General features: G+C 69.1%; 26 protein-coding genes. 12 read left to right on the top strand and 14 right to left on the bottom strand.

Features of this window, described 5'->3' with window-relative positions; genetic code table 11:
* Nucleotides 1–57 precede the first annotated feature (57 nt).
* Nucleotides 58–1,125 carry an NADH:flavin oxidoreductase/NADH oxidase gene (locus FFS56_RS01815; protein WP_127012340.1) on the bottom strand — a complete coding sequence of 356 codons (1,068 nt, stop codon included), beginning with the start codon at nt 1,123–1,125 and terminating at the stop codon, nt 58–60.
* A gap of 56 nt (nt 1,126–1,181) precedes the next feature.
* Between FFS56_RS01815 and FFS56_RS01810 the strand changes: the two genes are divergently transcribed.
* The 6 genes from FFS56_RS01810 to FFS56_RS01785 are packed head-to-tail and all read left to right on the top strand — an operon-like array spanning nt 1,182 to nt 6,039.
* The gene (locus FFS56_RS01810) at nt 1,182–2,015 is read left to right on the top strand and encodes an NAD(P)H-hydrate dehydratase (protein WP_046749468.1); all 834 of its coding nucleotides are present in this window, start codon (nt 1,182–1,184) and stop codon (nt 2,013–2,015) included.
* A complete protein-coding gene (locus tag FFS56_RS01805; protein WP_233437293.1) occupies nt 2,012–3,244 on the top strand; it encodes a hypothetical protein in 1,233 nt (410 codons plus the stop codon). The genes FFS56_RS01810 and FFS56_RS01805 overlap by 4 nt, the downstream gene beginning before the upstream one ends.
* 4 nt (nt 3,245–3,248) lie before the next feature.
* Nucleotides 3,249–3,608 carry a thiamine-binding protein gene (locus FFS56_RS01800; RefSeq protein ID WP_046749467.1) on the top strand — a complete coding sequence of 120 codons (360 nt, stop codon included), beginning with the start codon at nt 3,249–3,251 and terminating at the stop codon, nt 3,606–3,608.
* Nucleotides 3,601–4,077 (top strand): GNAT family N-acetyltransferase, encoded by a 477-nt coding sequence (locus FFS56_RS01795; protein WP_127012339.1) that lies wholly within the window; start codon nt 3,601–3,603, stop codon nt 4,075–4,077. The genes FFS56_RS01800 and FFS56_RS01795 overlap by 8 nt, the downstream gene beginning before the upstream one ends.
* 9 nt (nt 4,078–4,086) lie before the next feature.
* Complete coding sequence (locus FFS56_RS01790; protein ID WP_127012338.1) at nt 4,087–5,421, top strand: MFS transporter; 1,335 nt, start codon at nt 4,087–4,089, stop codon at nt 5,419–5,421.
* Nucleotides 5,422–5,430: 9 nt separating this feature from the next.
* Complete coding sequence (locus FFS56_RS01785) at nt 5,431–6,039, top strand: NUDIX domain-containing protein (RefSeq protein ID WP_127012337.1); 609 nt, start codon at nt 5,431–5,433, stop codon at nt 6,037–6,039.
* 9 nt (nt 6,040–6,048) lie between these two features.
* Here the strand turns inward: FFS56_RS01785 and FFS56_RS01780 are convergent, their stop codons facing one another.
* The 3 genes from FFS56_RS01780 to FFS56_RS01770 form a co-directional block, all read right to left on the bottom strand.
* Nucleotides 6,049–7,254 carry a homoserine O-acetyltransferase gene (locus tag FFS56_RS01780; protein ID WP_046749464.1) on the bottom strand — a complete coding sequence of 402 codons (1,206 nt, stop codon included), beginning with the start codon at nt 7,252–7,254 and terminating at the stop codon, nt 6,049–6,051.
* 40 nt (nt 7,255–7,294) lie between these two features.
* Complete coding sequence (locus tag FFS56_RS01775; protein ID WP_164734098.1) at nt 7,295–8,251, bottom strand: endonuclease/exonuclease/phosphatase family protein; 957 nt, start codon at nt 8,249–8,251, stop codon at nt 7,295–7,297.
* Between the two features lie 124 nt (nt 8,252–8,375).
* Entirely contained in the window at nt 8,376–9,698 is a 1,323-nt protein-coding gene (locus FFS56_RS01770) for a bifunctional o-acetylhomoserine/o-acetylserine sulfhydrylase (RefSeq protein WP_046749463.1), read from the bottom strand.
* Nucleotides 9,699–9,895: 197 nt separating this feature from the next.
* Here FFS56_RS01770 and FFS56_RS01765 point away from each other — a divergent pair, with 197 nt between their 5' ends.
* Genes FFS56_RS01765 through FFS56_RS01755 form a run of 3 tightly spaced genes read left to right on the top strand, consistent with a single transcriptional unit; the run spans nt 9,896 to nt 12,016 of the window.
* On the top strand, nt 9,896–10,678 hold the full coding sequence (locus FFS56_RS01765; RefSeq protein ID WP_171010962.1) for an SDR family oxidoreductase: 783 nt from the start codon (nt 9,896–9,898) through the stop codon (nt 10,676–10,678).
* Nucleotides 10,679–10,680: 2 nt separating this feature from the next.
* Nucleotides 10,681–11,394 (top strand): uracil-DNA glycosylase, encoded by a 714-nt coding sequence (locus FFS56_RS01760; protein WP_137771880.1) that lies wholly within the window; start codon nt 10,681–10,683, stop codon nt 11,392–11,394.
* A gap of 4 nt (nt 11,395–11,398) precedes the next feature.
* The gene (locus FFS56_RS01755) at nt 11,399–12,016 is read left to right on the top strand and encodes a GNAT family N-acetyltransferase (RefSeq protein ID WP_046749461.1); all 618 of its coding nucleotides are present in this window, start codon (nt 11,399–11,401) and stop codon (nt 12,014–12,016) included.
* A gap of 35 nt (nt 12,017–12,051) precedes the next feature.
* Here FFS56_RS01755 and FFS56_RS01750 read toward each other — a convergent pair whose 3' ends face one another.
* The 6 genes from FFS56_RS01750 to FFS56_RS01725 form a co-directional block, all read right to left on the bottom strand.
* Nucleotides 12,052–12,849 carry an ABC transporter ATP-binding protein gene (locus tag FFS56_RS01750; protein ID WP_046749460.1) on the bottom strand — a complete coding sequence of 266 codons (798 nt, stop codon included), beginning with the start codon at nt 12,847–12,849 and terminating at the stop codon, nt 12,052–12,054.
* Nucleotides 12,846–13,637 carry an ABC transporter ATP-binding protein gene (locus FFS56_RS01745; protein ID WP_046749459.1) on the bottom strand — a complete coding sequence of 264 codons (792 nt, stop codon included), beginning with the start codon at nt 13,635–13,637 and terminating at the stop codon, nt 12,846–12,848. The genes FFS56_RS01750 and FFS56_RS01745 overlap by 4 nt, the downstream gene beginning before the upstream one ends.
* Complete coding sequence (locus tag FFS56_RS01740) at nt 13,634–14,503, bottom strand: ABC transporter permease (protein ID WP_046749458.1); 870 nt, start codon at nt 14,501–14,503, stop codon at nt 13,634–13,636. Before FFS56_RS01740 ends, FFS56_RS01745 begins: the two co-directional genes overlap by 4 nt.
* Nucleotides 14,500–15,450 carry an ABC transporter permease gene (locus tag FFS56_RS01735; RefSeq protein ID WP_127012334.1) on the bottom strand — a complete coding sequence of 317 codons (951 nt, stop codon included), beginning with the start codon at nt 15,448–15,450 and terminating at the stop codon, nt 14,500–14,502. The genes FFS56_RS01740 and FFS56_RS01735 overlap by 4 nt, the downstream gene beginning before the upstream one ends.
* A 17-nt stretch (nt 15,451–15,467) precedes the next feature.
* Nucleotides 15,468–16,988, bottom strand: coding sequence for an ABC transporter substrate-binding protein (locus tag FFS56_RS01730; protein WP_046749456.1), 1,521 nt, complete (start codon nt 16,986–16,988; stop codon nt 15,468–15,470).
* 92 nt (nt 16,989–17,080) lie between these two features.
* Nucleotides 17,081–18,007, bottom strand: coding sequence for an alpha/beta hydrolase (locus FFS56_RS01725; RefSeq protein WP_046749455.1), 927 nt, complete (start codon nt 18,005–18,007; stop codon nt 17,081–17,083).
* A 172-nt stretch (nt 18,008–18,179) separates the two neighbouring features.
* Here FFS56_RS01725 and FFS56_RS01720 point away from each other — a divergent pair, with 172 nt between their 5' ends.
* The 3 genes from FFS56_RS01720 to FFS56_RS01710 are packed head-to-tail and all read left to right on the top strand — an operon-like array spanning nt 18,180 to nt 19,911.
* Nucleotides 18,180–18,656, top strand: coding sequence for a carboxymuconolactone decarboxylase family protein (locus tag FFS56_RS01720; RefSeq protein WP_046749454.1), 477 nt, complete (start codon nt 18,180–18,182; stop codon nt 18,654–18,656).
* Nucleotides 18,653–19,381 (top strand): tyrosine-protein phosphatase, encoded by a 729-nt coding sequence (locus FFS56_RS01715; RefSeq protein WP_082682561.1) that lies wholly within the window; start codon nt 18,653–18,655, stop codon nt 19,379–19,381. Before FFS56_RS01720 ends, FFS56_RS01715 begins: the two co-directional genes overlap by 4 nt.
* Nucleotides 19,382–19,440: 59 nt before the next feature.
* Nucleotides 19,441–19,911 carry an SIP domain-containing protein gene (locus tag FFS56_RS01710; protein ID WP_046749452.1) on the top strand — a complete coding sequence of 157 codons (471 nt, stop codon included), beginning with the start codon at nt 19,441–19,443 and terminating at the stop codon, nt 19,909–19,911.
* Nucleotides 19,912–19,983: 72 nt separating this feature from the next.
* On the opposite strand, the gene FFS56_RS01705 is transcribed toward FFS56_RS01710, so the two are convergent.
* From FFS56_RS01705 to FFS56_RS01690, 4 genes are all read right to left on the bottom strand, one after another.
* Nucleotides 19,984–20,427: a hypothetical protein gene (locus FFS56_RS01705; protein ID WP_058631339.1), complete on the bottom strand. Its 444-nt coding sequence runs from the start codon at nt 20,425–20,427 to the stop codon at nt 19,984–19,986.
* Nucleotides 20,424–21,227 carry an arginase family protein gene (locus FFS56_RS01700; protein WP_046749450.1) on the bottom strand — a complete coding sequence of 268 codons (804 nt, stop codon included), beginning with the start codon at nt 21,225–21,227 and terminating at the stop codon, nt 20,424–20,426. The genes FFS56_RS01705 and FFS56_RS01700 overlap by 4 nt, the downstream gene beginning before the upstream one ends.
* 64 nt (nt 21,228–21,291) lie before the next feature.
* Complete coding sequence (locus FFS56_RS01695; RefSeq protein ID WP_046749449.1) at nt 21,292–22,035, bottom strand: PspA/IM30 family protein; 744 nt, start codon at nt 22,033–22,035, stop codon at nt 21,292–21,294.
* Between the two features lie 58 nt (nt 22,036–22,093).
* Nucleotides 22,094–24,130, bottom strand: a complete 2,037-nt coding sequence (locus tag FFS56_RS01690) for a TPM domain-containing protein (RefSeq protein WP_127012332.1) — start codon at nt 24,128–24,130, stop codon at nt 22,094–22,096.
* Nucleotides 24,131–24,224 lie beyond the last annotated feature (94 nt).

The following is a 24,224-nucleotide window of genomic DNA, read 5'->3' as shown; positions in this document are numbered from 1 at the left end:
CCGCACGACGAAGGCCGCCGAATCCTGCACGGATCGGCGGCCTTCGTCGTCGGGGGCTCAGCGGGGACGGGCGCGCTCGTACTGCGGCGGCCAGGCGACCTCGGCGTCGAGCTCGTGCGCGGCGCGGAGGGCGAAATGCGGGTCGCGCAGCCACTCGCGTCCCGCGAAGATCGCGTCGGCGGCGCCATCGGCGAGCACCTGCTCCGCGTGGTAGGCCGCCGTGATGAGGCCCACCGCGGAGACCGGGATCCGACCGCCTTGACGCACGCACTCGGCGAGCGGCACCTGGTATCCGGGGAACACGGTGATCTGCTGATGCGCCACGAGGCCACCGCTCGATACGTCGATCAGGTCTGCACCATGCTGGGTCGCCCAGCCACTGACGATCTCCGCCTCCTCCGGCGTGAACCCGCCCTCCGCGTGGTCGGTGGCGGAGATGCGGACGAACAGCGGCACGTCGGCGCCGGCGGCGTCGCGGACGGCGCCGACCACGCGCAGCAGTAGACGAGCGCGGTTCTCGAGCGAACCACCGTATTGGTCCTCACGGTGGTTGGACAGTGGAGAGAGGAACTGGTGGAGGAGGTAGCCATGCGCTCCGTGGATCTCCAGCACGTCGAAGCCCGCGGCGACCGCGCGATGAGCTGCATCGGCGAAGGCCTCCACCACGCGGTCGATGCCCGCCGTATCGAGGGCGATCGGGGTGTCGAAGCCCTCGTACGCGATGGCGGACGGCGCGGACGTGGTCCATCCACCCTCACCGGTCGGCACAGTGCCTCGTTCGGGAGCCCAGGGCCACCACGTCGAGGCCTTGCGGCCGGCGTGGGCGAGTTGGATGCCCGCGTGCGCGCCCCGATCGTGGATCGCCTGGACGATCGGGGCGAGCGCGTCGCGCTGCTCGTCGTTCCAGAGCCCCAGGTCGCGCGGCGAGATCCGCCCGTCGGGGACGACCGAGGTCGCCTCGGCGATGATGAGCCCGGCGCCGCCCGAGGCGAACTGCGCGAGGTGAGTGTGATGCCACTCCTGCGCCACGCCGTCGACGGCGCTGTACATACACATCGGCGACACCCAGAGGCGATTGCGCAGGGTGACGGAACGGATGGTCAGCGGGGAGAAGAGAAGACTCACCGTTCGACGCTACCGCCGCGCAGGCGACCCGAGGGCCGTCGCACTAACGTGGAGTCATGGTCGAGGTGCGCGAGTGGACGCGAGATGACACGGCGCGGTTGTTCCGTGTTCCCACAGCCGATGACGACAAGTACGCCCGTGGTGTGGTGGCGCTTCGCACCGGGTCGCCCGCATATCCGGGTGCCGCCGTGCTCGGGGTGGAGGCCGCGTGGCGCACGGGCGCCGGATTCGTCCGGTACGTGGGCGCGGAGCGGGTGGCAGATGCTGTTCTCGCCCGACGTCCGGAGACGGTGGCGGGGGCGGATGTCGGCCGGTCGCGGATCGACGCCTGGGTGATCGGCTCCGGCACGGACCCCACCGACCGGGACGACGCGGAGCAGGCAGCCCTCGAGGCGATCGTCGCGGGCGATGCAGCGGTGGTGATCGACGCGGGCGCACTCGATCTCGCCGGGAAGGCGCGCGCTCCCTTCCTGGTGACCCCTCACGCGCGGGAGTTCGCCCGGCTGCAGGAGCAGCTCGGCATCTCCACGTCCGAAGAGGATCGCGCGTCGGCGGCCAGGAGGACGGCGGACCGGGTCGGAGGCACCGTGCTGCTCAAGGGCGCTCGCACGCTGATCGCGTCTCCTGACGGCGGCGTCATCGCCGTCGACGCGGGTACAGGGTGGCTGGCGACCGCAGGGACAGGGGATGTGCTCGCCGGGGTGCTGGGTGCCGTGCTCGCAGCGAACCAGGGCCGCCCGATCGCCGAGGTCGCCGCCGCCGGGGCGTGGATACACGGACATGCGGGCCGAGTGGCCGCGGGGATGAGCGACGGCGGGACGGGGCATCCGATCGTCGCCATGGACGTCGCTGCGGCGCTGCCGCAGGCGATCGCGGACGTCCTCGCGTGAATCGCCCGCCGACCGGGGTGGCCGTGCTGTGGTTCGCCTTCCTCCTCGCCCACCTGCTCACGGCATGGGCGGGCTGGGTCTATCCCAGTCAGCCCATGGGCGATGTGGTCCTCGTCTACGAGCCCTGGGCTTCGTCGGCCCTCGACGGGGGCCCGATCGTCGGCGTCACCGAGACCTGGGTGTACCCGCAGCTCGCGCTCATGCCGATGCTCGTGGCCAAGATGCTCGCGGCGCCGCTCGTGCCGCTGCTCGGGGTCTCTGGTGCGTACCTGATCGGGTGGGCTGCCCTCGTCGTGATCGTCGATGCGGTGGCGTTCGGAGTGCTGGTCGGCCGCTCGCCGTCGCGCCCGCGCCGCGTGGCCGCCTGGTTCTGGTGCGCGGCGCTACTCCTCCTCGGACCGATCGCGCTCTATCGGATCGATGCGATCACGGTGCCGATCGCCGTGATCGGCGGGCTCTGGCTCGTGAGTCGGCCGGTCGTCGGTGCTGCCCTCCTCACGGTCGGCGCCTGGATCAAGATCTGGCCGGGCGCGCTCGTGCTCGCCGCCGTGATCGCGCTCAGGGCGCGCATGCGGGTGCTGTTCGCCGCGCTGGCCGTCACGGCCGGAGTCGTCGCAGCGCTGCTCGTGCTCGGAGCGGATTCCGAGATCCTCGGCTTCCTGACGGAGCAGACGGGACGGGGACTGCAGATCGAAGCGGTCGCCGCCACGCCGTTCCTGTGGCTCGCCGTCACCGGGGCCGCCCGCATCGAGTACAGCTTCGAGATCCTGACCTTCCAGATCACGGCACCGGGCGTCGATGCCGTCGCGGCCGTGCTCACGCCCCTGATGGCGGTGTGCGTGCTCGCGGTCGCAGCCGTCGGCGCGCTCAAGGCGATCCGCGGTGCGCGCTTCACCCGGCTGTTCCCTCCGCTCGCCCTCGCGCTCGTGACGTTGCTGATCGTCACGAACAAGGTGGGCTCCCCACAGTTCCAGACCTGGCTGATCGCGCCGATGATCCTGTGGCTCGTGCTCGACCGCGTCAGGGCGCGCGTCCCCGCCGTCGTCGTCCTCGCCCTCTGTCTGCTCACCTGCCTCGTCTACCCGATCGGCTACGACGCGCTGCTGCGAGCCGATACCCTCTCCGTCGCCGTCCTCACGGTGCGGAACGCCCTTCTCATCGTCCTGCTCGTGCTGGGCATCCGTGCTCTGCTTCGCGTACCCGTCCGCCAACCGAAAACCCTGGAGTGAACCCATGTTGATCGCCTTCTCCGTCGCCCCGAGCGGTACCCCGGCCGAGGGTGCCGAGCGCACCGATGCATCGGTGCACGACGCCGTGGCCGCTGCCGTGCGCGTGGTGCGGGAATCGGGCCTGGCGCACCGCACCACCAGCATGTTCACCGAGATCGAGGGCCCGGACTGGGACACCGTCATGGACGTCGTGAAGCGTGCGACCGAGGCCGTCATGCCGTTCGGATCGCGGGTATCGCTCGTGTTGAAGGCCGATATCCGGCCCGGGTACTCCGGAGAGCTCGACGCGAAGATCGAACGCCTCGAGGCTGCTATCACAGAGGCGGGCTCGGAAGAGGCGGGCTCTGCGCGCGCGGATGGCTGACGTCGTCCCGGCGACGTCGATCGCTCTTCGACCGGCGCTCGCCGAGGACGCCGAGTGGATCGCGGAGCTCCGGGCCGACGTGCTCAGAGTCGGCCTGGAGCGACTCGGACGTTATGACGAGGTCCGTGTGCGGCAGCGCTTCCGCGACGCGTTCGAGCCTGCGCAGACGCGGATCATCGTCGTGGATGCCGTCGACGTCGGCTCTGTCGCCCTCCGCCGAGACGGCGATTCGTTTTGGCTGGAGCACTTCTACATCTCTCCCTCGCACCAGGGTCGCGGGGTCGGGGGCCGCGTGCTCACGACGGTGCTCGACGGTGCCGGCCGGTATCGCCTCAACGTGCTCAGGGGCAGCCCGGCCCGAGGCCTGTACGAGCGCCACGGGTTCGTCGTCGATTCCGAGGACGACGTGGATGTGTTCATGACGCTCGATCGTGAGGGGGAGACGAGGTGGGCGTCCGAGGGCCGGTAGGCTGTTCCGGTGAATCCCTCGACTGAATCGAGGGGTGCGGCGAAGTGGGCGCTCCTCTCTCTCGCCATAGGCAGCTTCGGAATCGGCATGACCGAGTTCGTGGTCATGGGCCTGCTTCCCAACATCGCCGCCGACCTGCTCCCTTCGCTCTGGGCGACCAGCCCGGAAGATGCGCTGAGCCAAGCGGGGTGGCTGATCTCGCTGTACGCGCTGGGTGTGGTGGTCGGCGCCCCGACCATCGCCGGTTTCGTCGCGCGATATCCACGGCATCGGGTGATGATCGTGCTGGCTCTCGCGCTGACGGTGTTCAACGCCCTCACCGTGGTGCTGCCCACGTTCGAGCTCGTCGCCGCGTCCCGCTTCCTCGCCGGTCTCCCGCACGGTGCGTACTTCGGCATCGGTGCACTCGTGGCGGCCGAGGTGATGGGGCCGGGCAACCGTGCCAAGGGCGTGGCCTTCATCCTCACCGGCCTCACGGTCGCGAACGTCGTCGGCGTGCCGCTGGGCACCTTCCTCGGACAGCAGTGGGGGTGGCGCTCGGCCTTCGCCGTCGTCGCCATCGTGTTCGCGCTCGCCACTGTCTGCATCGCGCTGTTCGTGCCGGAGCATCCGGGGGATCCAGGGCGCACGATGCGGCAGGAGCTGCGGGTGTTCCGGATCCCGCAGGTGTGGTTCACGTTGGGTGTCGGCGCGATCGGGTTCGGCGGGTTCTTCGCCGTCTACAGCTACATCGCGCCCCTGGTGACAGAGGTGTCCGGCTCGCCGGAGTGGGTCGTGCCGATCCTGCTCGTGCTGATGGGGCTCGGGATGACGGCGGGAAACCTGGTCGGTGGTCATCTCGCCGACATCGATCTGCGTCGCACGCTGCTCTTCGGTCTCGCCGCCATGGCTCTCGTCTTCGCGCTGCTCGCCTTCCTGTCGTTCTGGATCGTCAGCCTGGCGGTCGTGGTGCTCGTAGTCGGTTTCGTCTCGTCGGTGCTGAGCCCGACGATCCAGACCCGCCTCATGGATGTGGCCGGTGACAACCAGTCGATCGCGGCAGCCATGAACCACTCCGCGCTCAACATCGGCAACAGTCTGGGTGCCTTCCTCGGTGGCGTCGTGATCGCCGCAGGCTGGGGCTTCACGGCACCGGCGTGGACAGGGGCCGCGCTCGCCGTGGCGGGTCTGCTGATCGCCCTGCTGTCCTATCGCGTCGAAGGGCGTCGTCCCGCGCCGGTGGAGCTCGTCACAGCGGTATCGGCCGGATCGGCATCGGTCGTCTCGACATCGACAGCACCGACATCGACAGCACCGACATCGACAGCACCGACCTCGACCGCACCGACCTCGACCGCACCGTAGAGTGACGGGGTGAGTGCTCCCGAGACGACTCTGCCCGTGGCCGGGACCGTTGTCCTGCTGCGGGCGTCGGATCCGGGATTCGAGGTGCTCCTGATGCGGCGGCCCGATCGCGGCTCGTTCGCGGGAGCGTGGGTGTTCCCCGGGGGCAAGGTCGAGCCCGGTGACATCCGCGGGAGTGGCGACATCGACGATGCGCGGCACGCCGCCATCAGGGAGACCGCCGAGGAGGTCGGCCTCACGGTCGAGGATCTCATCGTGCTGTCGGAGTGGCAGCCGCCGCTGGAGGCACCGACGCGCATCCGGACCTGGTTCTTCCTCGCTCACGCACCGACCGGGGAGGCCGCGCCCTCCGCCGACGAGGTCGAGGAGATCGCGTGGGTGCGCCCGGCTGAGGCGCTCGCGCGCCATGCGGTCGGGACGTGGAGCCTGTACCCGCCCACCTGGATCACACTGCATCAGCTCTCGGCGTTCGGCGATGTGTCCTCGGCACTCTCCTCGGGCGGCTCGGCCCAGCTGTTCCAGACGCGGGTGCTCGACTCCGATGCCGGTCGGGGTTTCGCCTGGGAGCAGGGGCGTCTCGAGGCGGGTTCGCTGCCCTGGCGGTTCGAACCGAGCTGAGCGGAGGGGTCAGCTCTCGAGCAGGCGCCGCAGATTCGAGCCGACCGCCTCGGTCTCGATGAGGAAGCCGTCGTGTCCGAAGTCGCTGGCGATGACGACGGCCTCGTCGTCGATGATGTTCGGGATGCTGCGGGCGATGCGCTGCTGTCCGTCGACAGGGAAGAGTCGATCGCTGTCGATCCCGAGCACCAACGTGGTCGCGGTGACCGCATGCAGCGCCTCTTCGACGCCTCCTCGACCGCGGCCGACGTCGTGCGAGTTCATGGCCTCGACCAGGGTGATGTAGCTGTTCGCGTCGAATCGGCGTGTGAACTTGTTGCCATGGAAGTCGAGGTACGACTCCACCGCGAAGCGTCCGCCGTGACCGAGCGGTGACACGTCGGACTGCCAGGAGCGCTGGAACCGCTGATTCAGCTCGATCGGGCTGCGGTAGTTCAGCAGAGCCATGCGTCGGGCGAGGGCGAGCCCCCGGTGCGGACCGTCGCCGTCCGCGAGGTCGTAGTACTCGCCGCCCTGGAAGCGCGGGTCCATGCGGATGGTCTCCAGCTGCACGGTGTTGAGCGCGATCTGGTCGGCGGTGGTCACCGGGGGAGAGGAGAGCACGGCGAGGCGCTGCACACGCTCGGGGTGCGTGGCCGCCCATTCCAGCGCGTGCATCCCTCCCATGGAGCCGCCGATGACCGCGGCCCAGCTGTCGATGCCGAGAGCATCGGCGAGGCGCACCTGGGCGGCGACTTGGTCGCGGATGGTCAAGTAGGGGAAGCGCGACGCCCATTCGTAGCCGTCCGCGGCGATGCTCGCAGGTCCCGTCGATCCCTGGCATCCTCCCAGCATGTTCGGGGCGATCACGAACCAGCGGTCCGTGTCGAGCGGAGCGCCAGGACCAGTGATGTCCTCCCACCAGCCCGCGGTGGGGTGGCCGGCGCCCGCGGCTCCGCGCACGTGACTGTCGCCGGTGAGCGCGTGCAGCACCAGGACGGCATTGTCCCGTGCCGCGTTCAGCTCGCCCCAGGACTCGTAGGCGATGCGGATGCCGGGGAGCTCTGCGCCGCTCTCGGTCGCGAACGGTCCGAAGGCGGCGAAGCGACGACCCCCCACGGGGTCGCCGTCCCGCCAGGCGCCGGTCGCCGGCGGACGGGCGCGGAGCAGCCTGACATCGGCCTCCGTCACGGGTGCAGAGGGCACCGTGTCCTCGGAGGTCGTCTGCCAGTCCATGCTTCCATTCTCGCCTGGCAGGGCACCCCTCGGTGGCAGGTTACGGAGTGATCGCGGATCGGGCTCGGGTGACGGTCGCCAGATGGTCGCTGTTGCCTGCGCGCATGGTGCCAGAAGTGACGACGTCGAGTCCGCGTACGAACACCTGGTCGATGCGGACGAGTGGGAAGGCCGCGGGCCATGTGAAGCCCAGACTTCCGTCGGTCGGGCGCACCCAGTCGGTCTCCGCGCGCAGGGCGGTCAGACTCGGATCGGTCGACGGTGCGTTGAAGTCGCCGACGACGATCAGCGACTCCGCCGGGTCGGACGCCACCTCTTCCGCGATGCCGCCCAGCATGGTGTCACGGTCCTGTTGGTGCCCTGGCCGTACCGATGCCGCGTGCAGCACATAGACGGCGACGGGAGCGGACGGGGCCTGCACCTCGACGCGAAGCGCGCGCTTCCAGCTGAGTCCGAGTGTGAGGGGCTCGGCATCCGCGAGGGGGTACCTGCTCCAGACGCCCACCGTCCCGACGGTGTAGGAGTGCGGGTACTCCGCTGCGAGGGTGTCCTGCGCGGCGGAGAGGCTGTCTCCGTCGAGCTCGACGAGGGCGATCACGTCGGCACCGCTCTGCGCCAGCTCGGAGGCGGAGGATGCGGCTCCACCGGAGCGCGCTCGCACGTTCTGACTCACGACGGTCAGCTCGGATGCGGCAGCCGATTCCACGTCCGCCCCGCCGGGGAGGCCGGGGAACGCCGGCATCATCGCGAGGACCCACAGGAGTGCGGGAACCAGGATCAGGACGAGAACTCGCGGCGCACGCAGGAGGGCGACCAGCACCAGTGCGACGAGGATGATCCCCAGCCACGGGAGGACAGCCGAGACCGCGGTGCCGACGAGCCCCGGGATCCAGCCGCAGGCGACGACGAGTGCCAGGAGGACACCGGTCACGGCGAGCCACCGGGCGACGGTCCGTGACCGCCGCGTGCGGTGCGGGGGGTGCTGAGCGTCGATCATGGTCTCCTCGGGGCGGAGTCCCATTCTCGACGGAACCGCCTGTGGGTCGGCCGGGTGAGGCCGCCGCCGTCACACGTCGATGCCCCGGAACGCTGGGCTCCGGGGCATCGACGTGGTGCGGGGATCAGGCGCGGGCGGCCTCCGAGACGGCACGTGCCGCGGCGAGGGCCTGCTCGAGGTCGGCCTTGAGGTCATCGACGTTCTCGATGCCGACGGAGAGCCGGACCAGACCGGGAGTCACGCCGGCGGTCAGCTGCTGCTCTGGCGTCAGCTGCGCGTGCGTGGTGGACGCCGGGTGGATGACGAGCGAGCGCACGTCGCCGATGTTGGCGAGGTGGCTGAACAGCGACAGGCTGTTGACGAACTCGCGACCGGCCTCGACGCCGCCCTTCAGCTCGAACGACAGCACGGCTCCGACGCCCTTGGGGGCGTACTCGTTCGCCTTGGCGTACCACGGCGACGAAGGCAGGCCCGAGTAGTTGACGGTCGCGACGTCGTCGCGGCTGTCGAGCCACTCGGCGATCTCCTGCGCGTTCTGCACGTGCCGCTCGATGCGCAGCGAAAGGGTCTCGACGCCCTGGATGAGGTTCCAGGCGCTCTGCGGCGCGATCGCCGATCCCAGGTCGCGCAGCAGCTGCACTCGCGCCTTGATGATGTACGCGAGCGGGTCGCCCACAGCAGCCGTGTAGCTGGCGCCGTGGTACGACGGGTCGGGCACCGTGAGGCCGGGGAAGGTGTCGACGTGCTTCGACCACTCGAACTTGCCGCCGTCGATGATGACGCCGCCGATGGTCGTGCCGTGGCCGCCGAGGAACTTGGTGACCGAGTGGACGACGATGTCGGCGCCGTGCTCGAACGGGCGGATCAGGTACGGGGTGGCGATCGTGTTGTCGACGATCAGCGGGACGCCGTTCTCGTGGGCGATGTCGGCGACGGTGCGGATGTCGAGGATGTTGATCTGCGGGTTGCCGATCGTCTCCGCGAAGAACAGCTTCGTGTTCGGACGGACGGCGCGGCGCCACTCCTCGGCGTCGTCCTGGTTCTCGACGAAGGTGACCTCGATGCCGAGCTTCGCCAGCGTGTACTTGAAGAGGTTGTAGGTTCCGCCGTAGATCGAGCTCGACGCCACGAAGTGGTCGCCGGCCTGGGCGATGTTGAGGATCGCGAAGGTCGATGCCGCCTGGCCGCTCGCGAGGACGAGCGCCCCGGTGCCGCCCTCGAGCGCGGCGAGACGCTGCTCGAGCACGTCCTGCGTCGGGTTCTGGATACGGGTGTAGATGTTGCCGAACTCCGCCAGCGCGAAGAGGTTGGCCGCGTGGTCGGCGCTGTCGAACACGTACGAGGTGGTCTGGTAGATCGGCGTGGCACGCGCCTTGGTGACCGGGTCGGGGGCAGCGCCGGAGTGGATCTGCTTGGTCTCGAAGCGCCAGGACTCGGGTGCGGACATGTGATTCCCCCAGAAGTGGTCGGAAGGTCGGATGGCGGATGCCGTTGCAGCGACAGTACGGAATATCGGCGCTTGTCAACAACAGGTGGGAAATGTGACGTAACAGAGGGGAGCCCCGGAATCACGCGGCGGGAGGGTTCCACGACAGCGCCGTGGGGGGAGATCGCAATCGGGGGAGAACGCCGTACGGTGGAGGCATGGTGAACAGACGAGCAGTGGTGACAGGTGCGAGTTCGGGCATCGGTGCAGCGACGGTGCGTGCGCTCCGTGCCAGGGGATGGGACGTCGTCGGTGTGGCACGCCGCGCGGATCGACTGGCCGCGCTCGCCGCGGAGACCGGGGCTTCGGCCATCGCCTGCGACCTGACCGATTCGTCCGCCGTCGAGGCGCTCGTGGGCGAGATCGAGCGATCCGGCCCGGTCCACGCTCTCGTCCAGGTCGCCGGTGGCGCCCGTGGCACCGATCGCATCGAGGACGCGTCCGTCGAGGACTGGCAGTGGATGTTCGACGCCAACGTCCTGGCGAGTCAGCGTCTCGTCGCGGGCCTGCTTCCGCTGCTGCGCCGTGCGGCTGCCGCGGACGGCCACGCGGATGCGCTCTTCGTGACGTCCACTGCCGCGCAGACCGCGTATGCCGGAGGTGCGGGCTACAACGCGGCGAAGGCTGCGGAGGGGATGCTGGTGAAGGTGCTCCGGCAGGAGCTCAACGGCGAGCCCATCCGTGTGGTCGAGGTGGCTCCGGGAATGGTGCACACCGAGGAGTTCACGCTCAATCGGCTCGGCGGTGACCCCGTGGCTGCGGAGGCGGTGTACGCCGGTGTCGAAGCCCCGCTCGTGGCCGATGACGTCGCCGACGTGATCGCCTACGCCCTGGAGTCTCCCGGCCACGTGAATCTCGACCTGATCACGATGCGTCCGGTCGCGCAGTCCGCACAGCACCTGCTCGCCCGCGGGCCGCTGCGCGTGCGATCGGTCGACTGACGATGGCGCAGACTCTCGCGGAGCTCGCCGCCGAGGGGCGGATCGATGAGGGATGGGCCGAGGCGCTGGCCCCGGTGCAGGACACGATCACCGCGCTGGGTGAGCGCCTCCGTGCCGAGCAGCAGGCAGGGCACGGCTACCTCCCGGCGGGTGGGAATGTGCTCCGAGCGTTCCAGCGGCCCCTGTCGGACGTGCGGGTGCTCATCACAGGACAGGATCCGTACCCCACTCCTGGGCACCCCATCGGGTTGTCGTTCGCCGTGGATCGCGACGTGCGCCCCCTGCCCCGCAGCCTTGCGAACATCTACAAGGAGCGGCAGAGCGATCTCGGGATTCCGCCGGCACCGCACGGAGACCTCACCGCGTGGAGCGATCAGGGCGTCCTCCTGCTCAACCGGGTGCTCACCGTACGCCCCGGCGCGGCGGCGTCGCATCGAGGCTGGGGGTGGGAGAAGGTCACCGAGCTGGCCATCCGCACCCTCGTCGCCCGCGATCAGCCGCTCGTCGCGATCATGTGGGGCAGGGACGCGGCGAACCTGCAGCCTCTCCTGGGCGAGACGCCGGTGATCTCTTCCGCACACCCCTCGCCCCTCTCCGCCAGCCGTGGCTTCTTCGGGTCGCGACCGTTCTCCCGTGCCAACACCCTTCTCGAGGAGCAGGGTGCGGCGGCGGTGGACTGGCGAGTGGATGGCGAAGGCCCTCTCTCCCTAAGCTGAGCGCATGCAGTTCGAGCCGGGGGACCGTCGCCGCGTTCTCCCGCGCCATCTCCGACCTGCCCCGGCCCCCGAGGTGTTCTCCTATGCGATCCGCCCGGTCCGCCCGGCGGATCTGCCGCACGTGCGTGAGATATACAACCACTTCGTGAGCAACTCGGCCGTGACCCTCGACGAGCGCCGCAGCAGCATCCCCTACTGGCGCGAGAAGTACGCGCTGCTGACCAGGCTGCAGCTGCCGTTCCTCGTGGCGGTGTCCCCGGGCGGCGAAGTGATGGGCTACGCGCTGGCGCAGCCCTGGGCGGGGAAGAACGCCTACAAGTACACGGTCGAGGACTCGATCTACCTCGGTCCGGGAGCCGGGGGCAAGGGGCTCGGCGCGGCGCTGCTGCAAGCACTCATCGACGCCTGCGAGCAGATCGGTCTGCGCGAGATGGTCGCGGTCATCAGCGATCATGGCGCCGAGGCGTCGATCCGACTGCACGAGAAGCTCGGCTTCGTCGAGGCCGGACGGATGGGGCGGGTCGGCTACAAGTTCGGCAGGGACCTCGGCACCGTGTACATGCGTCGTGTGCTCACGCCGACGGGGCGGCGACGAGGAAAGCTGTTCGGCGCGCGACGCTGATGCCCGGAGGGGCGCACCCCGTTCACCTCGTCCGCTCAACCGCCCGGCGGGGTGGGGATGACGGGGATCGCCGCGAGCAGCCTCCTGGTGTAGTCCTGCGTGGGGTGCAGGAGCACATCGCTCGTCGCGCCCCGTTCGACGACGCGCCCGTCCTTCATCACGACGACCGTGTCGCAGAGGTTCTGCACCACGCCGATGTCGTGAGACACGAGCACGAGTGTGAGGTTGCCCGTGCGTCGCAGCTCGATCAGCAGCTCGAGGATCTGCGCGCGCACGGTGACGTCCAGGGCGGACAGGGGTTCGTCCCCGACCAGGACCCGCGGACCGTGGACGATCGCCCTCGCGAGCGCGATCCGTTGACGCTGCCCGCCGGAGAACTCGTGGGGATACCGGTCTGCCATGTCGGGCTCGAGGCCCACCTGGGCCAGTACCTCGCGGACGCGCGCGCGGTGGTCGCCTTCGACGCCGAGCGCCCACAGCGGTTCGCGGACGATCTGGCCTGCCGTCATGCGCGGGTCCAGGGACGCGTAGGGATCCTGGAAGACCAATCCCGTCTCCCGCCGCAGCCAGTGCAGGGACTTCGCGGGAGCGGATGCGTCCACGGCACGTCCGTCGACCGTCACAGAGCCGGATGTCGGGCGGTCGAGTCCCAGCAGCAGTCGCACCAGGGTGGACTTGCCCGATCCCGACTCGCCGATGATGCCGACCGCTGACCCCTCGACGATGTCGAGGTCGGTCGGGGCCAGGGCGGTCACGGTTCGGGCACGCTCGAACGCGGAGCGCTTCGGTGCGAAGAAGTCCCGGCTGAGGCCTCGTGCTTCGATCAGGCTCATGCGGCGCCCCCGTCCGGACGCCAGAGCGTGGCCGTCGCATCACGCAGCAGTCCCTGCGTGATCGGCGAAGCGGGACTCGACAGAAGGGTGGGGACCGGTGCGGCTTCGACGACCTTGCCATGTTCGAGCACGACACCCTCGGTCGCGACCTGGGCGAGCACGGCGAGATCGTGGGTGATGAAGACCAGCGACATGCCCTCGTCCGCGACGAGCGTCAGCAGCAGGGAGAGGATCTCCGCCTGGATCGTGACATCCAATGCCGTGGTCGGCTCGTCTGCGATGAGCAGACGCGGACGACAGGCGAGAGCCATCGCGATCGCGACGCGCTGCCTCTGACCGCCGGAGAGCTGGTGCGGGTAGCGGTCGACGATCGACTCCGGGTCGGGCAGCCGCACCCGAGCCGCTTCCGCGATCGCCCGTTCTCGCGCCGCGCGGCGTCCGAGCCCTTCGTGGATGCGGATCGATTCCGCGATCTGGCGGCCGACGGTCCTGATCGGGTTGAGCGCGGTGCGGGGCTCCTGGAACACGATGCCGATGTCGTCTCCTCGGAGGCGCGCGAGCTCGCGGTCCGGCATCCCGATCAGTTCGATCCCGTTCCAGCGGATGCTTCCCCTGGCGGTCGCACCGTCGGGGAGCAGTCCCAGCACCGCGAGGGCGGTGAGCGACTTCCCCGAGCCGGATTCCCCGATCAGCCCGAGCCTCGCTCCGTCTGCGACCTCGAAGGAGACGCCGTCGACCACCGGCCGACCGTCGATCTCGATCACGAGGTCCTGCACCGACAGGCTCATGCGACCACCCCCGGAGTGTGGATCTCGGCGGAGCGGTGCCGCAGCGTCGGATCCGTCGCCTCGCGCAGACCGTCACCCAGCAGGTTCAGCGCGAGCACCGTGATCGTGATGGCGAGTCCCGGCCAGATGACCGACAACGGATGCACCCCGATGTAGCGCTGGAGGTCGGCGAGCAGCAGGCCCCAGCTCGGATCGACCACGGAGGCGCCGAAACCCAGGTACGACAGGCCGGCCTCCGCGAGGACGGCGACGGCCATCGACCAGGACAGCTGCACGATGAAGACGGGTGCCACGTTCGGCAGCAGGTGGCGCACCAGGCTCTGCGCGGGGGTGAGCCCTGCGGCTCTGGCGGCGAGGACGAAGTCGCTCTGCTGCACGCGGCGCAGCTCCGGACGCGTGACCCTCGCGATGTTGACGCCGAAGCCGATGCCGACCGCCCAGATCACGACCCAGAGCGAACCGCCCCAGACAGAGGAGATCATCATCGCGATCAACAGCACAGGGAAGGCGATCAGGATGTCGACGAGCACGGCGACGGTCTCCCGCATCCACCGTGCAGTGAGCGCTCCGAGTGCGGCCAGGGCGATCCCCACAGCCGTGGCGACGATACCGGCCCCCACGCTCACGAACACCGTCGTGCGGGCACCAGCCATCAGCAGACTCAGGATGTCGCGTCCGGTGTCGTCGGTGCCGAGGACGTGGGGCCAGCTCGGCGGCAGCCACCGATCGCCGATGTCCGAGGCTTGCGGATCGAACGGTGTCCAGAGGAGCGAGATCAGCGCTGTCATGACGATCACCAGGACGACGACGATGCCGAAGCGTCCTGTGGAGGTGTCCCAGAGGCGGGAGAGCCAGCGCGGATTCATGCGGACTCCCGCTGACGAGGATCGATCGCGCGGTGCAGGAGGTCGACCAGGAAACCGACGACCAAGACGAATCCGGTGAGGACGAGGAGTTCGCTCTGCACCTTGATCAGATCGCGCGTGCCGACATCGGCCACGAGCATACGGCCGATCCCCGGCAGGGTGAACAGCTGTTCGATCACGACGGACCCGACGATGATGCCGGCCACCTGGAGCCCGAGCACGGTGATGATGGAGAGGCCGACGGCGGGGATGCCGTGCTGGATGAGGGCTCGGGTACGGGTGAGACCCTTCGCGGCGGCGGTGCGGACGAAGTCCTGTCCCGCTGCCTGCAGGGTCGCGCTGCGTACGAACCGCATGAGCATCGCCCCCTCGACGATCCCGATCGTGAGCGCGGGGAGCAGCAGCGACTCGATCGCCTTCCCCGGTGTGGACCAGCCGGTGCGGGGGAAGCCCTGGGGAGGAAGCCATCCCAGCCATACCGAGAACACGACGATCAGCATCATGCCGGCCCAGACGACGGGGACGGCGGCGAGCGTCTGGGCTCCGACGCTGAGCGCCGTCCCGCCGCGCCGATTGCGAAGAAGGGCGGCGAGGATCCCGAACGGCACAGCGATGACGACGGCGATCAGGAGCGACATCGCTCCGAGCGGAACGGTGACCTGGGACTTGAGGAGGATCTCTTCGCCGACGGAGGCGCCGGACAGCAGCGATGTGCCGAGATCGCCGCGGAAGATGCCCCCGATCCAGTCGGTGTACTGGGCGAGGAGCGGGCGATTCAGGCCGAGGGATTCGCGGAGCGCTTCGACCTCGGCGGGTGAGGCCTGCGTGCCGGCGATGAGCTGTGCGACGTCGCCGGGGAAGACGCGCAGCGTCAGGAAGATGAGCGCGCTCGACACGAGGAGCCCTGCGATGAGCAGGGCTCCCCGGACGAGCGCATAGCGGATCACGACGCGGTGATCGCTTGCTACTTCTCAGCGGAGACGGTGACGCCCGTGAGGTTGATGCGGGAGTTGATCGAGTCTTCGGGGAAGCCCGACACGATGGGGCTCACGGCGGTGATCGTCTCTCCGTTGTAGAGCCAATCGGCGGCGTGGTCTTCCGAGACGATGCGCGCTGCCTGTGCCAGCAGGTCGGCGGACTTGTCGGGGTCGACCTCGGCCAGAGCCTTCGTGTACAGATCCTGCACCTCGGCGTTGTCGTAGCCGAAGTAGTAGTCGGGGTTGGCGAAGTTGCCGAAGTCGCGCGGCTCGACGTGCAGCACGAAGCTGAGGTCGTAGTCGTGGTTCGTGTACACGTCCTCCAGCCAGGTGGGGAACTCGACCGAGTTCACCTCGAGCGTCACGCCGACCTTCTTGAAGTCCGAGATCAGCACCTTGGGCACGGTCGTGCCGTAGAACGAGGGGATCGTGAGGGTCAGCTCGAGGTCCTCCTGACCAGCCTCAGCGAGGAGCTTCTTCGCCTTCTCCGGGTCGTAGGAGATCACGTCGGACAGGTCCTCGTAGCCCGGGTCGAGTTCGGGGATGGGCCCGTACAGTGCCGTGCCGGCGCCGACCGCGTCGATGAGAGCCTCATGGTCGATGGCGAGGCGCAGGGCTTCGCGCACCCGCACGTCGTCGAGCGGCGCCTTCTTGTTGTTGAACGCGAGAGTGGCCTTGTCGGTGGTGCGCCCCGTGGTGAGGGTGAAGTCCCCGGAGTCTTCGAGCTGAGGCGCGAGGTTCGGGTCGACGGCCGTGAGCACGTCGACGTCGCCGGCCAGTGCGGCGTTGACGCCGGCGGTGAAGTCGGGGATGTACTGGAACTCGACCTGGGCGACGCCGGCAGGATCCCCCCAGTAGGCGTCGTTGCGCGCGAAGGTGATGGTGCTTCCCTTGTTCCAGCGCGTCAGCGTGAAGGGACCTGTGCCGTTCTCCGCGGTCTTCAGATCGGTGGTGTCGCCGGTCTTGAACACGAGACCGGCCGGGCCGGTGAGCGCGAAGAGGAAGTTCTGGTTCGGAGCGGACAGGGTGATCTGAACCGTGGTCGGGTCCGGCGCCGTGATCGCTGTGACCGACGCGAAGTCCGCGTTGCCCTGCACGGTGGCGTCCGTGCGCACGGTCTCGTACGAGGAGACGACGTCCGCCGACGTCAGCGGCGTGCCGTCGTGGAAGACCACGCCGTCGTTGAGGGTGAAGGTGTATGTGAGCCCGTCCGAGGAGACCTCGTAGTCGGAGGCGAGACGCCCCTCGATCTCGTTGTCCTGCGTGCGCGTGACGAGGCCCTCGTAGATGTTGTCGATCAGGATCTGCTCGAGTGCGGCGCCGCTGGTGTGGCGGATGTCGAGGTTGGTGGGCTCGAGGACGAGGCCGACGTGGAGAGTGGCGCTCGGGTCGGGGGCACCGGGTGAGCTGCTGGTCTCCGGCTCGGTGGTGCCGGAGCAGGCGCTGAGGATGACGGCGGTGGCCGCGAGGGCGGATATCAGCGCGAGACGTCGGGTACGTCGGAACATGGGTGTTTCCTCTCGGTGCGGCAACTGCTGTGTGCCGTGGAATCGAGCCTAGAGATGTGAGAAGGGGTCAGGGTCGGGTGTGGAACGGAACGTCATATTCCGAGGGCGGGCACGGCGGCGTCGATCAGACCGGCGAGGGCGACCGGCGCGGTCTCCTGCACGTTGTGGGTGGCGTCGAGCACGACCACCTCAGCCGCGGGGACGCGTCGCTGGAGCTCGACGGCGTCGGCTTCACTCACGAATCCGCGTGCGGCACGCACCAGGGTGACCGGTACGGTGACCGCGGTCAGATCATCCCAGCCCGTCTCATGCAGCACCGACGGTGTGGTCGGGGACCCGGGGTCGTGAGCGGCGAGTGTCTGGGCGGCGAGGTGTGCGAAGTGGTGCTTCCACTCCACCCGCCCGTCCTCGCGCACTCGCGTGTTCAGGAAGACACCGCGCTCTGTCTCGGGTCGGGAGCCCCCGAACCCCAGTGAGATCGCCTTGTCGACGAGCTCGTCGCGTGTCGCGAAGTCGGTCGGGCCCGCGTAGAACTCGCGCAGCGCCGCCGGGCCGGCACTCACATCGATGCCGGGAGTGATGTCGACCACGATGAGCTCGGACACCAGATCCGGTCGCGCTGCTGCCAGAGCAGCGCCGGTGAGTCCGCCGAGGGACTGCCCGACCACGACCTGCGGCCCTTCCACCCAGGCGTCGAGCGCTGCGGCCACGTCACGAGCGAGTGTGCGCGGCGTGTAGTCGACGTCGTCCCGCCAGGAGGAGTCGCCGTGTCCGGCGAGATCAATCGCGAGCAGCGGCTGCTGCAGGGCGAGGGCGGTGGTGTCCCAGGTGTGTGCGTTCAGGCCGGCGCCGTGGAGCAGCGTCACACGCGGTGCTTCGCTACCGAAACGCAGGGCGCTCAGGATGCGGCCGTCGGCGAGTGGGAGGGTGAGGCGCGTGACCGGCGGAACCGGTACGCCGAGCGCTTCGGCCTGTGCGGGAAGATAGCTGAACTCGCTGTTGTCGATCGCCACCTCCACATTCTGCGCCCTCGGGAAGCGGCGTCGGAAATGCCGGACCAGTATGACAAGAGAATATTTCGCAACGTGTCGCATTATGTCGCATGAGGACTGGATTTGATGGGCATATTGATCCAAGCTCCGGTTGGTCTGCGGCAGAGCTTCCCGCTCGTCCGCCGAATATCATGGAGTCATGAGCGAGACGCGTGTGCACCTGTCCAAGACCGAGCCGGCCGCGTACCAGGCGCTTGACGCGTTCTCGAAGACGGTGGGCCAGATCTGCGCGGCCAACGGCATCGACGACCGTCTCAAAGAGCTCGTCATGATCCATTGCTCGCAGCTCAACGGCTGCGCCTACTGTGCGCGGATCCACGTCGACAGGGCGGTCGCTGCGGGCGTCGACGCCGACACACTGACCCAGATCCCCACGTGGCGTGAGAGCGGTGTCTTCAGCGAGCGGGAGCGCGCCGCTCTCGAACTCGCCGAGGCCTTCACGTTCATCTCGGAGGACGGGATCTCCGACGAGGTGTACGACCAGGTCGGAAGCGTCTTCACCGAGAAGGAGTACGCGGCGCTCAGCTGGGCATGCGTCTCGATCAACGCCTTCAACAGGATCGTGATCGCCGGCCGCTACCCGGTGCCCCCGCGAGGACCGCAGGCGGCGGGATGACGATCCTCGTCGTCGAAGGGGTCTCCAACGTCCGCGACGTGGGAGGCATGCCGGCGGAGGGCGGTCGGATCCGCTCCGGCGTCCTCCTGCGCTCCGGACAGCTCTCCGGAGCGACCACCGCGGGCGCCGCCGCGTTGCGGGAGAGTGTCTCGCACATCGTCGACCTGCGAGACGGCGAAGAGGTCGCAGCCGAGCCGACGGAGATCGACGGGCCGGACACCACCCACCTCCCGCTGTTCCTCGGATCCGTCCGTTCCTTCTTCGAGGCGGACACCAGTCTCGACGACCTCTACCTCCACCTCCTCGAAGAGAGCGGGGAGCGGCTCGTCGCGGCCATCCGCATCATCGCGGCGAGCGGGCGCACGCTGGTGCACTGCACTGTGGGTAAGGACCGGACGGGCGTGACCGTCGCCCTCGCGCTCTCCGCGGTCGGTGCGGATCGGGAGGCCGTCATAGCCGACTACGCGCTCACCGAGTCTCAGCTGCCGGCTCAGCGCACCCGGTGGATCGCCGACTACCTGCGCACGCAGCACCCGGAGGCTGTGCACGCGGTGGCGCTAGCGACGCAATCGCCGGCTCCCGTGATGCGCCGTCTGCTCGCGCAGGTCGACGAACGATGGGGCTCGGCTGCCGGGTATCTGCGCGCGCAGGGGATGACCGACGATGAGCTCGACGCCCTGGCCGTCGCACTCGTCGAGCGCGAGCAGCGGCCGGAGCGTGCATGATCATCGCGCAGCGACTACCAGGTTAGGCAAGCCTTCACTTGGTGTACGATGAAGACACCATGAACACCTCGCTCGAGACCCGCGGCACGCGCGCCGAACGTCGCGCAGCGCGTCGGCGCGCCCATCACCTGGTGACGGCTGATGAGAACTCCCTCACGGAGCTCGAGGTGTTCCTGACGACGCTGCCACTGTGCGCCTCCGGGCGCATCTTCATCGAGGTGCCGACGGTCGCCGACATCGGCGTCATCGAGGCTCCCGGTCGCATGACGGTCACGTGGCTCGCTCGTGAGCAGCGTTCCGGGGCTCCCGGAAGCAGCCGTGCGTGCGCAGCCGGTCAGGCGCTCACCCGTGCGACCTGCGCCTGGGCGGACGAGATGATGTGCGACGACGAGATCGAGACCCACGTCACACTGCTCGGCGGTTACCTCGGCACGGCCGACATCGTCGAGCACCTGACGAGTCATCTCGAGGTCTCGCCGACGCTGATCCGTACCCCCGAGCGTTTCGGCCTGCTGCCCGCCGACCGCTGACGCCGCGTCCGCGCGCCTGATCCGAATCGGACACTCGCGGCCTGAGACGTCCGTGCAGAGACCGTCGTAGGGTCAGCGCGTCCGTCGAACGTAGTTGCCGTCTTCGAGCCCTGCCTCGATCTCGAAGCGGTTGCGCAGGGGGTCACGCCCCGCGAGGAAGTACAGGATCGGCATCAGGAACCCGTAGCGGAGCCACTGCGCCTTGTGCACAGCCTCATGACGGAGCACGGCCTCGCTCGGTCGCACGTCTCCGGTCAGGAAGCAGCCGCCGACGCACACTCCGCCGCGATTGAACGTCCATGCCGGCATGCCCTGGAAGATCCACAGGCCCGCCCGCCGTTCGACGGGTCCTGTGCTCCACAGCGAGCCCCACAGCCAGCCGACGGCGGTGCCCCACAGGTAGCCCAGGCGGCTGATCGGGGAGCGCAGCAGGAAGGAGGGGATGCGGCGGTCGAGACGTCGGCCCCGGGCCAGGGCGGCACTCGCCGCGGGTCGCCAGTCAGGAGCCGTCGTCATGCCACCGCTCCGACCAGTCGCAGCAGTGCGCCGAGATCATCGACGGCATCGGCCGGTGACCTCGGTGCGAAACCTGCGATGGTCGCGCCAGCGAGCGGCACTTCCGAGCGCAGTGCGCGGATGGCGGTGCTCAGCGCGGCGGGGGACAGCCCGAACGGCACCGACGACGAGACACCGGCGAAGTCGGACGGATCGAGCACGTCGACGTCGATGTGCACCCAGACCCGTGATGCCCCGGTCGCGCGGACCGCGCCGAGCAGCGCCTCGGGATCTGCGAGGTCGTCGACGGAGAGATTCGTCAGAGGCGCGAGCTGCTCGACCTCCGCGTCATCGAGGTTCCGCATGCCCACGGTGATCACGCGATCGGCGGGGATCGCGGGCGAGAGCACGAGCTGCTCCTCGCCCTCGCCGAGCACAGCCCGCAGTGCCATGCCCGAGAAGGCACCGGAAGGGGACGTGTCCGGCGTGTGCATGTCGGCATGCGCGTCGCACCACACCACGGCGAGGTCGTCGGTTCCGCCCGGCAATGCGTCGAGCGCGGCGACGGTGATGCTGCAATCGCCCCCGATCACGACGGTGTCGGAGTCGATGTGCCCGTGCACGAGTTCACGAGTGCGCAGCAGAGCGCTCAGACGGCGTACACCTGTGCCGAGGGATTCACCGGCTTCGACAGGAACGTCGAGAACGGTCGTCGCCGCGCGGGGGAGATCTCCGGCGATCGCTGCAGCGCCGTCCGTGAGGAGCATCGCGCGCGCTGCGGGCGAGCCCTGCCACTGCGGGATGACGAGGAATCGCACCATGAGTGCCTCCGAAGAAGAGGGGACGGATGCCTCGGCCCGCGGCCGAGGCATCCGCCCGGTGATGTCAGTTGCCTTCGATGGCCTGGCGGGGAGCGCCGCCGCCGGCCTTGAGCTCGGCCAGACGTGCCTCGACCTCGGTCAGCTCGCCGAGATCCTCGAGGCTCTCGAACTGGGCGTCGAGGCTCGACGCTGCGAGCTCGATCTTGCCCTGAGCGATGGCCTCCTGGCGGCGGACCTTGTCTTCGAACCGTCCCAGCTCGCTGGTGGGGTCGAGCACGTTGATCGAGCCCACGGCGTCCTGGACGCGGGTCTGCGCCTCGGCGACCTTGGCGCGGGCGAGGAGTTCGCTGCGCTTGTTCTTGAGCTCGACCAGCTTGTCCTTCATGCCGTTCAAGCCGCTCTTGAGCTTGTCCACGATCTCGGTCTGCGCCGCGATCTGCGGCTCGGCGCCGGTGGCCTCGCGCTCGGCGCTGATCTGACGCTGCAGAGCGATCTTGGCGAGGTTGTCGAACTTGTCCGCGTCGGCCGTGTTGCCGCTCGCGCGCATCTCGTCGGCCTTGCGGCTGGCGGCGAGAGCCTTGTTGCCCCACTCGGTCGATGCCTGGACGTCTTCCTCGTGGTCGCGCTCGAGCAGGCGCAGGTTGCCGATGGTCTCGGCGATCGCGGACTCGGCGTCGGCGATGCTGTTCGTGTAGTCGCGAACGAGCTGGTCGATCATCTTCTGCGGGTCTTCCGCAGAGTCCAGCAAGGAGTTGATGTTCGCGCGGACGAGGGTCGAGATACGTCCGAAGATGGACTGCTTGGTCATGCGTGGTTCCTTTCAGAGGGCGTCTTCGAGAGCTTGTCGTACATGTCTGTGTGGGGGATCAGAAGCGTCTACCTCCTGATCGGCCGCTGCGGCCGCTGCTGCGGGAGCCGCCTCCGAAACCGGAGCTCCGGAAGCCGCCGCCGGAGGAGCGCCATCCGCTGCTGCTTCCTCGACGGGAAGAGCCGCCGCCACCGCCGGCGAGTAGCCCACCGATGATGCCTCCGAGGATGTCGCCGCCGAGTCCTGAGCCGCCCGACGAGGATCCGGACCCGCCGAACGGGCCGCCGAAGCCGCCCTGGTCGTAGCCGGAAGGGGTGTACGCCTGCACGTCCGACCGCGCGGCCGACGTGGCCTGCGTCGCCAGAGCGAGCGCACGGTTCGCCTCCGCGAGCGCGGCATCGGGGTCGGTTGCCCGCAGATTCAGCGCCTGCGACAGGCTCGCCTCCGCGTTCGCGAGGCGGGTGCGCGCGGTGGAGCCCACCGTCCCTCGACGGGTCTCGATGAAGTCCCGAGCCGCGCGGATCTCGGAGTTCGCCTGCGTGAGAGTCTGCTCGAGCAGCTGCTGCACCCGGCGGGCACGTTCGACGCTCTCCCTGCCCTGTGCGATCGCGGCGTCGATCTGCGTGTTCGCGGCGGTGAGAGCCTCGAGCACTCGCTGTGGATCGCGGGCGGTACCGCTCAGATCGGTCTGCGCCGCCCCGAGCTGCTGGGCCGTGGCGGAAGCCGCAGCGGCGATGGCACCCGAGGGGTCGGGCAGCTGCTGCCCGGCCGCGAGGTCGCTCTGCAGTTCGGCGATGAGGGCACGAGATTGAGCTTCGAGCGTCGACAGCTCCGCTCCCAGCGCCGTCACCGCCTGGACGAGCTGGGCGGCCTGTGCGACGGACTGCTCGGCGGTGCGGATCGCGAACGCGGCCTCGCCTGAACGTCCGGCTGCGATGGCCTGCGCCGCCGCCGCGATCGACCGATCCGCGAGGTCGGCCCGTTCGCGTGCCTGCACGGGGTTGTCCGCGACCGTGGCGAGAGCCGCAGGGGCATAGGTGGCGGACAGCGCGTCGAGGGCAGGCTCCGCAGAGGCGAGGGCGGCGTCGAGCGCCGCGCGCTCACCGCGGACGCGCTCGAGCTCTTGCGGGGCGTTCTGCTCGAGCTTTCGGAGCTCGTCGAACGCCGCAGTGTTGTCGTCCAGGATGTCGTCGATCTCGTCGGCGATCCGGATGATGCGTATGTGCCACGCGCGGCGGTCGTGGATCGAATCCTCGATCTCGTCGTCGAGTTTCTGCTTCAGATCGAAAGCCTCGGAGATCTTCGCCTTCGCCGCATCGACGACCCGAGTGAACTCCTCGGTGGCTGCATCGCCGAACTGCGCGACGGCGAAGCCGAGCTCCTCCTTGCTCGAGGTGATGGCATCGTCCGCCTGCACGAGCGCGAGTCCTGCCTGCGTCTCGACCTGCTGGTCGGTGAGAGTGGAGAAGGGGTCGGCGGGGTCCGGCGTCTCCGGCATGGCGCCTCGCTCGCGGATCTCCGCCCGCCGGCGGGCTCCGCGCACCAGTGCCACGACGAGCCACACGAGCAGCGCGACGACGACGACGGCGACGACGATCAGCCCGATGCGGAGCGCGCCGGCGCCCCCGTCGCCCTGGATCTCGTCGGCGGCGAGAGTGATGGCGCCGACCCAATCGCCGTCCGCGGCGAAGGGGACCATCTTGTCCTCGATGCTGTCGAGCTGGCCGAAGCTCACCGGGCCGTCGGGGGCAGCGGAGATGTAGTAGCTGCGCCCGTCGACCGCGATCGCCAGGAGGTACTGTTCGGTGCCGAGGTTGTTGTTCTGCGCGACCGTGTCGGCCCACTGCACGTTGTCGGATGGGTTCGTGAAGTCGTCGACGAGCACGACGAACAGATCGGCGCTCGAATTGTCCGTCAGCTCCTGGAGCCGGGCCTCCACCGTCGCCTCTTCGTCGGCACTGAGCACTCCGGCCTGGTCGGTGACGTATCCGGCATCGAGCGTGACGGGATCGGTCGCGGATGCTGCGGAGGTGCTGAACGCACCGGCGACAACGGCGAGAGCGAGTGCGGCCAGCGTGAGCCACCGTTTCGTCATCGTGTTCCCTCCGACCGGCAGCCGAGCCCCATGCCACGAGTCTATGCACTGGGCCCGACACGCGACAGCACTCGACACGGGTTCGCCGTTCGCC

It is taken from the genome of Microbacterium sp. Beta (assembly GCF_005502545.1).
Lineage (GTDB): Bacteria > Actinomycetota > Actinomycetes > Actinomycetales > Microbacteriaceae > Microbacterium > Microbacterium oxydans.
The sequence above is the reverse complement of the archived record's forward strand: the minus strand, read 5'-3'. Positions and strand labels throughout refer to the sequence as shown.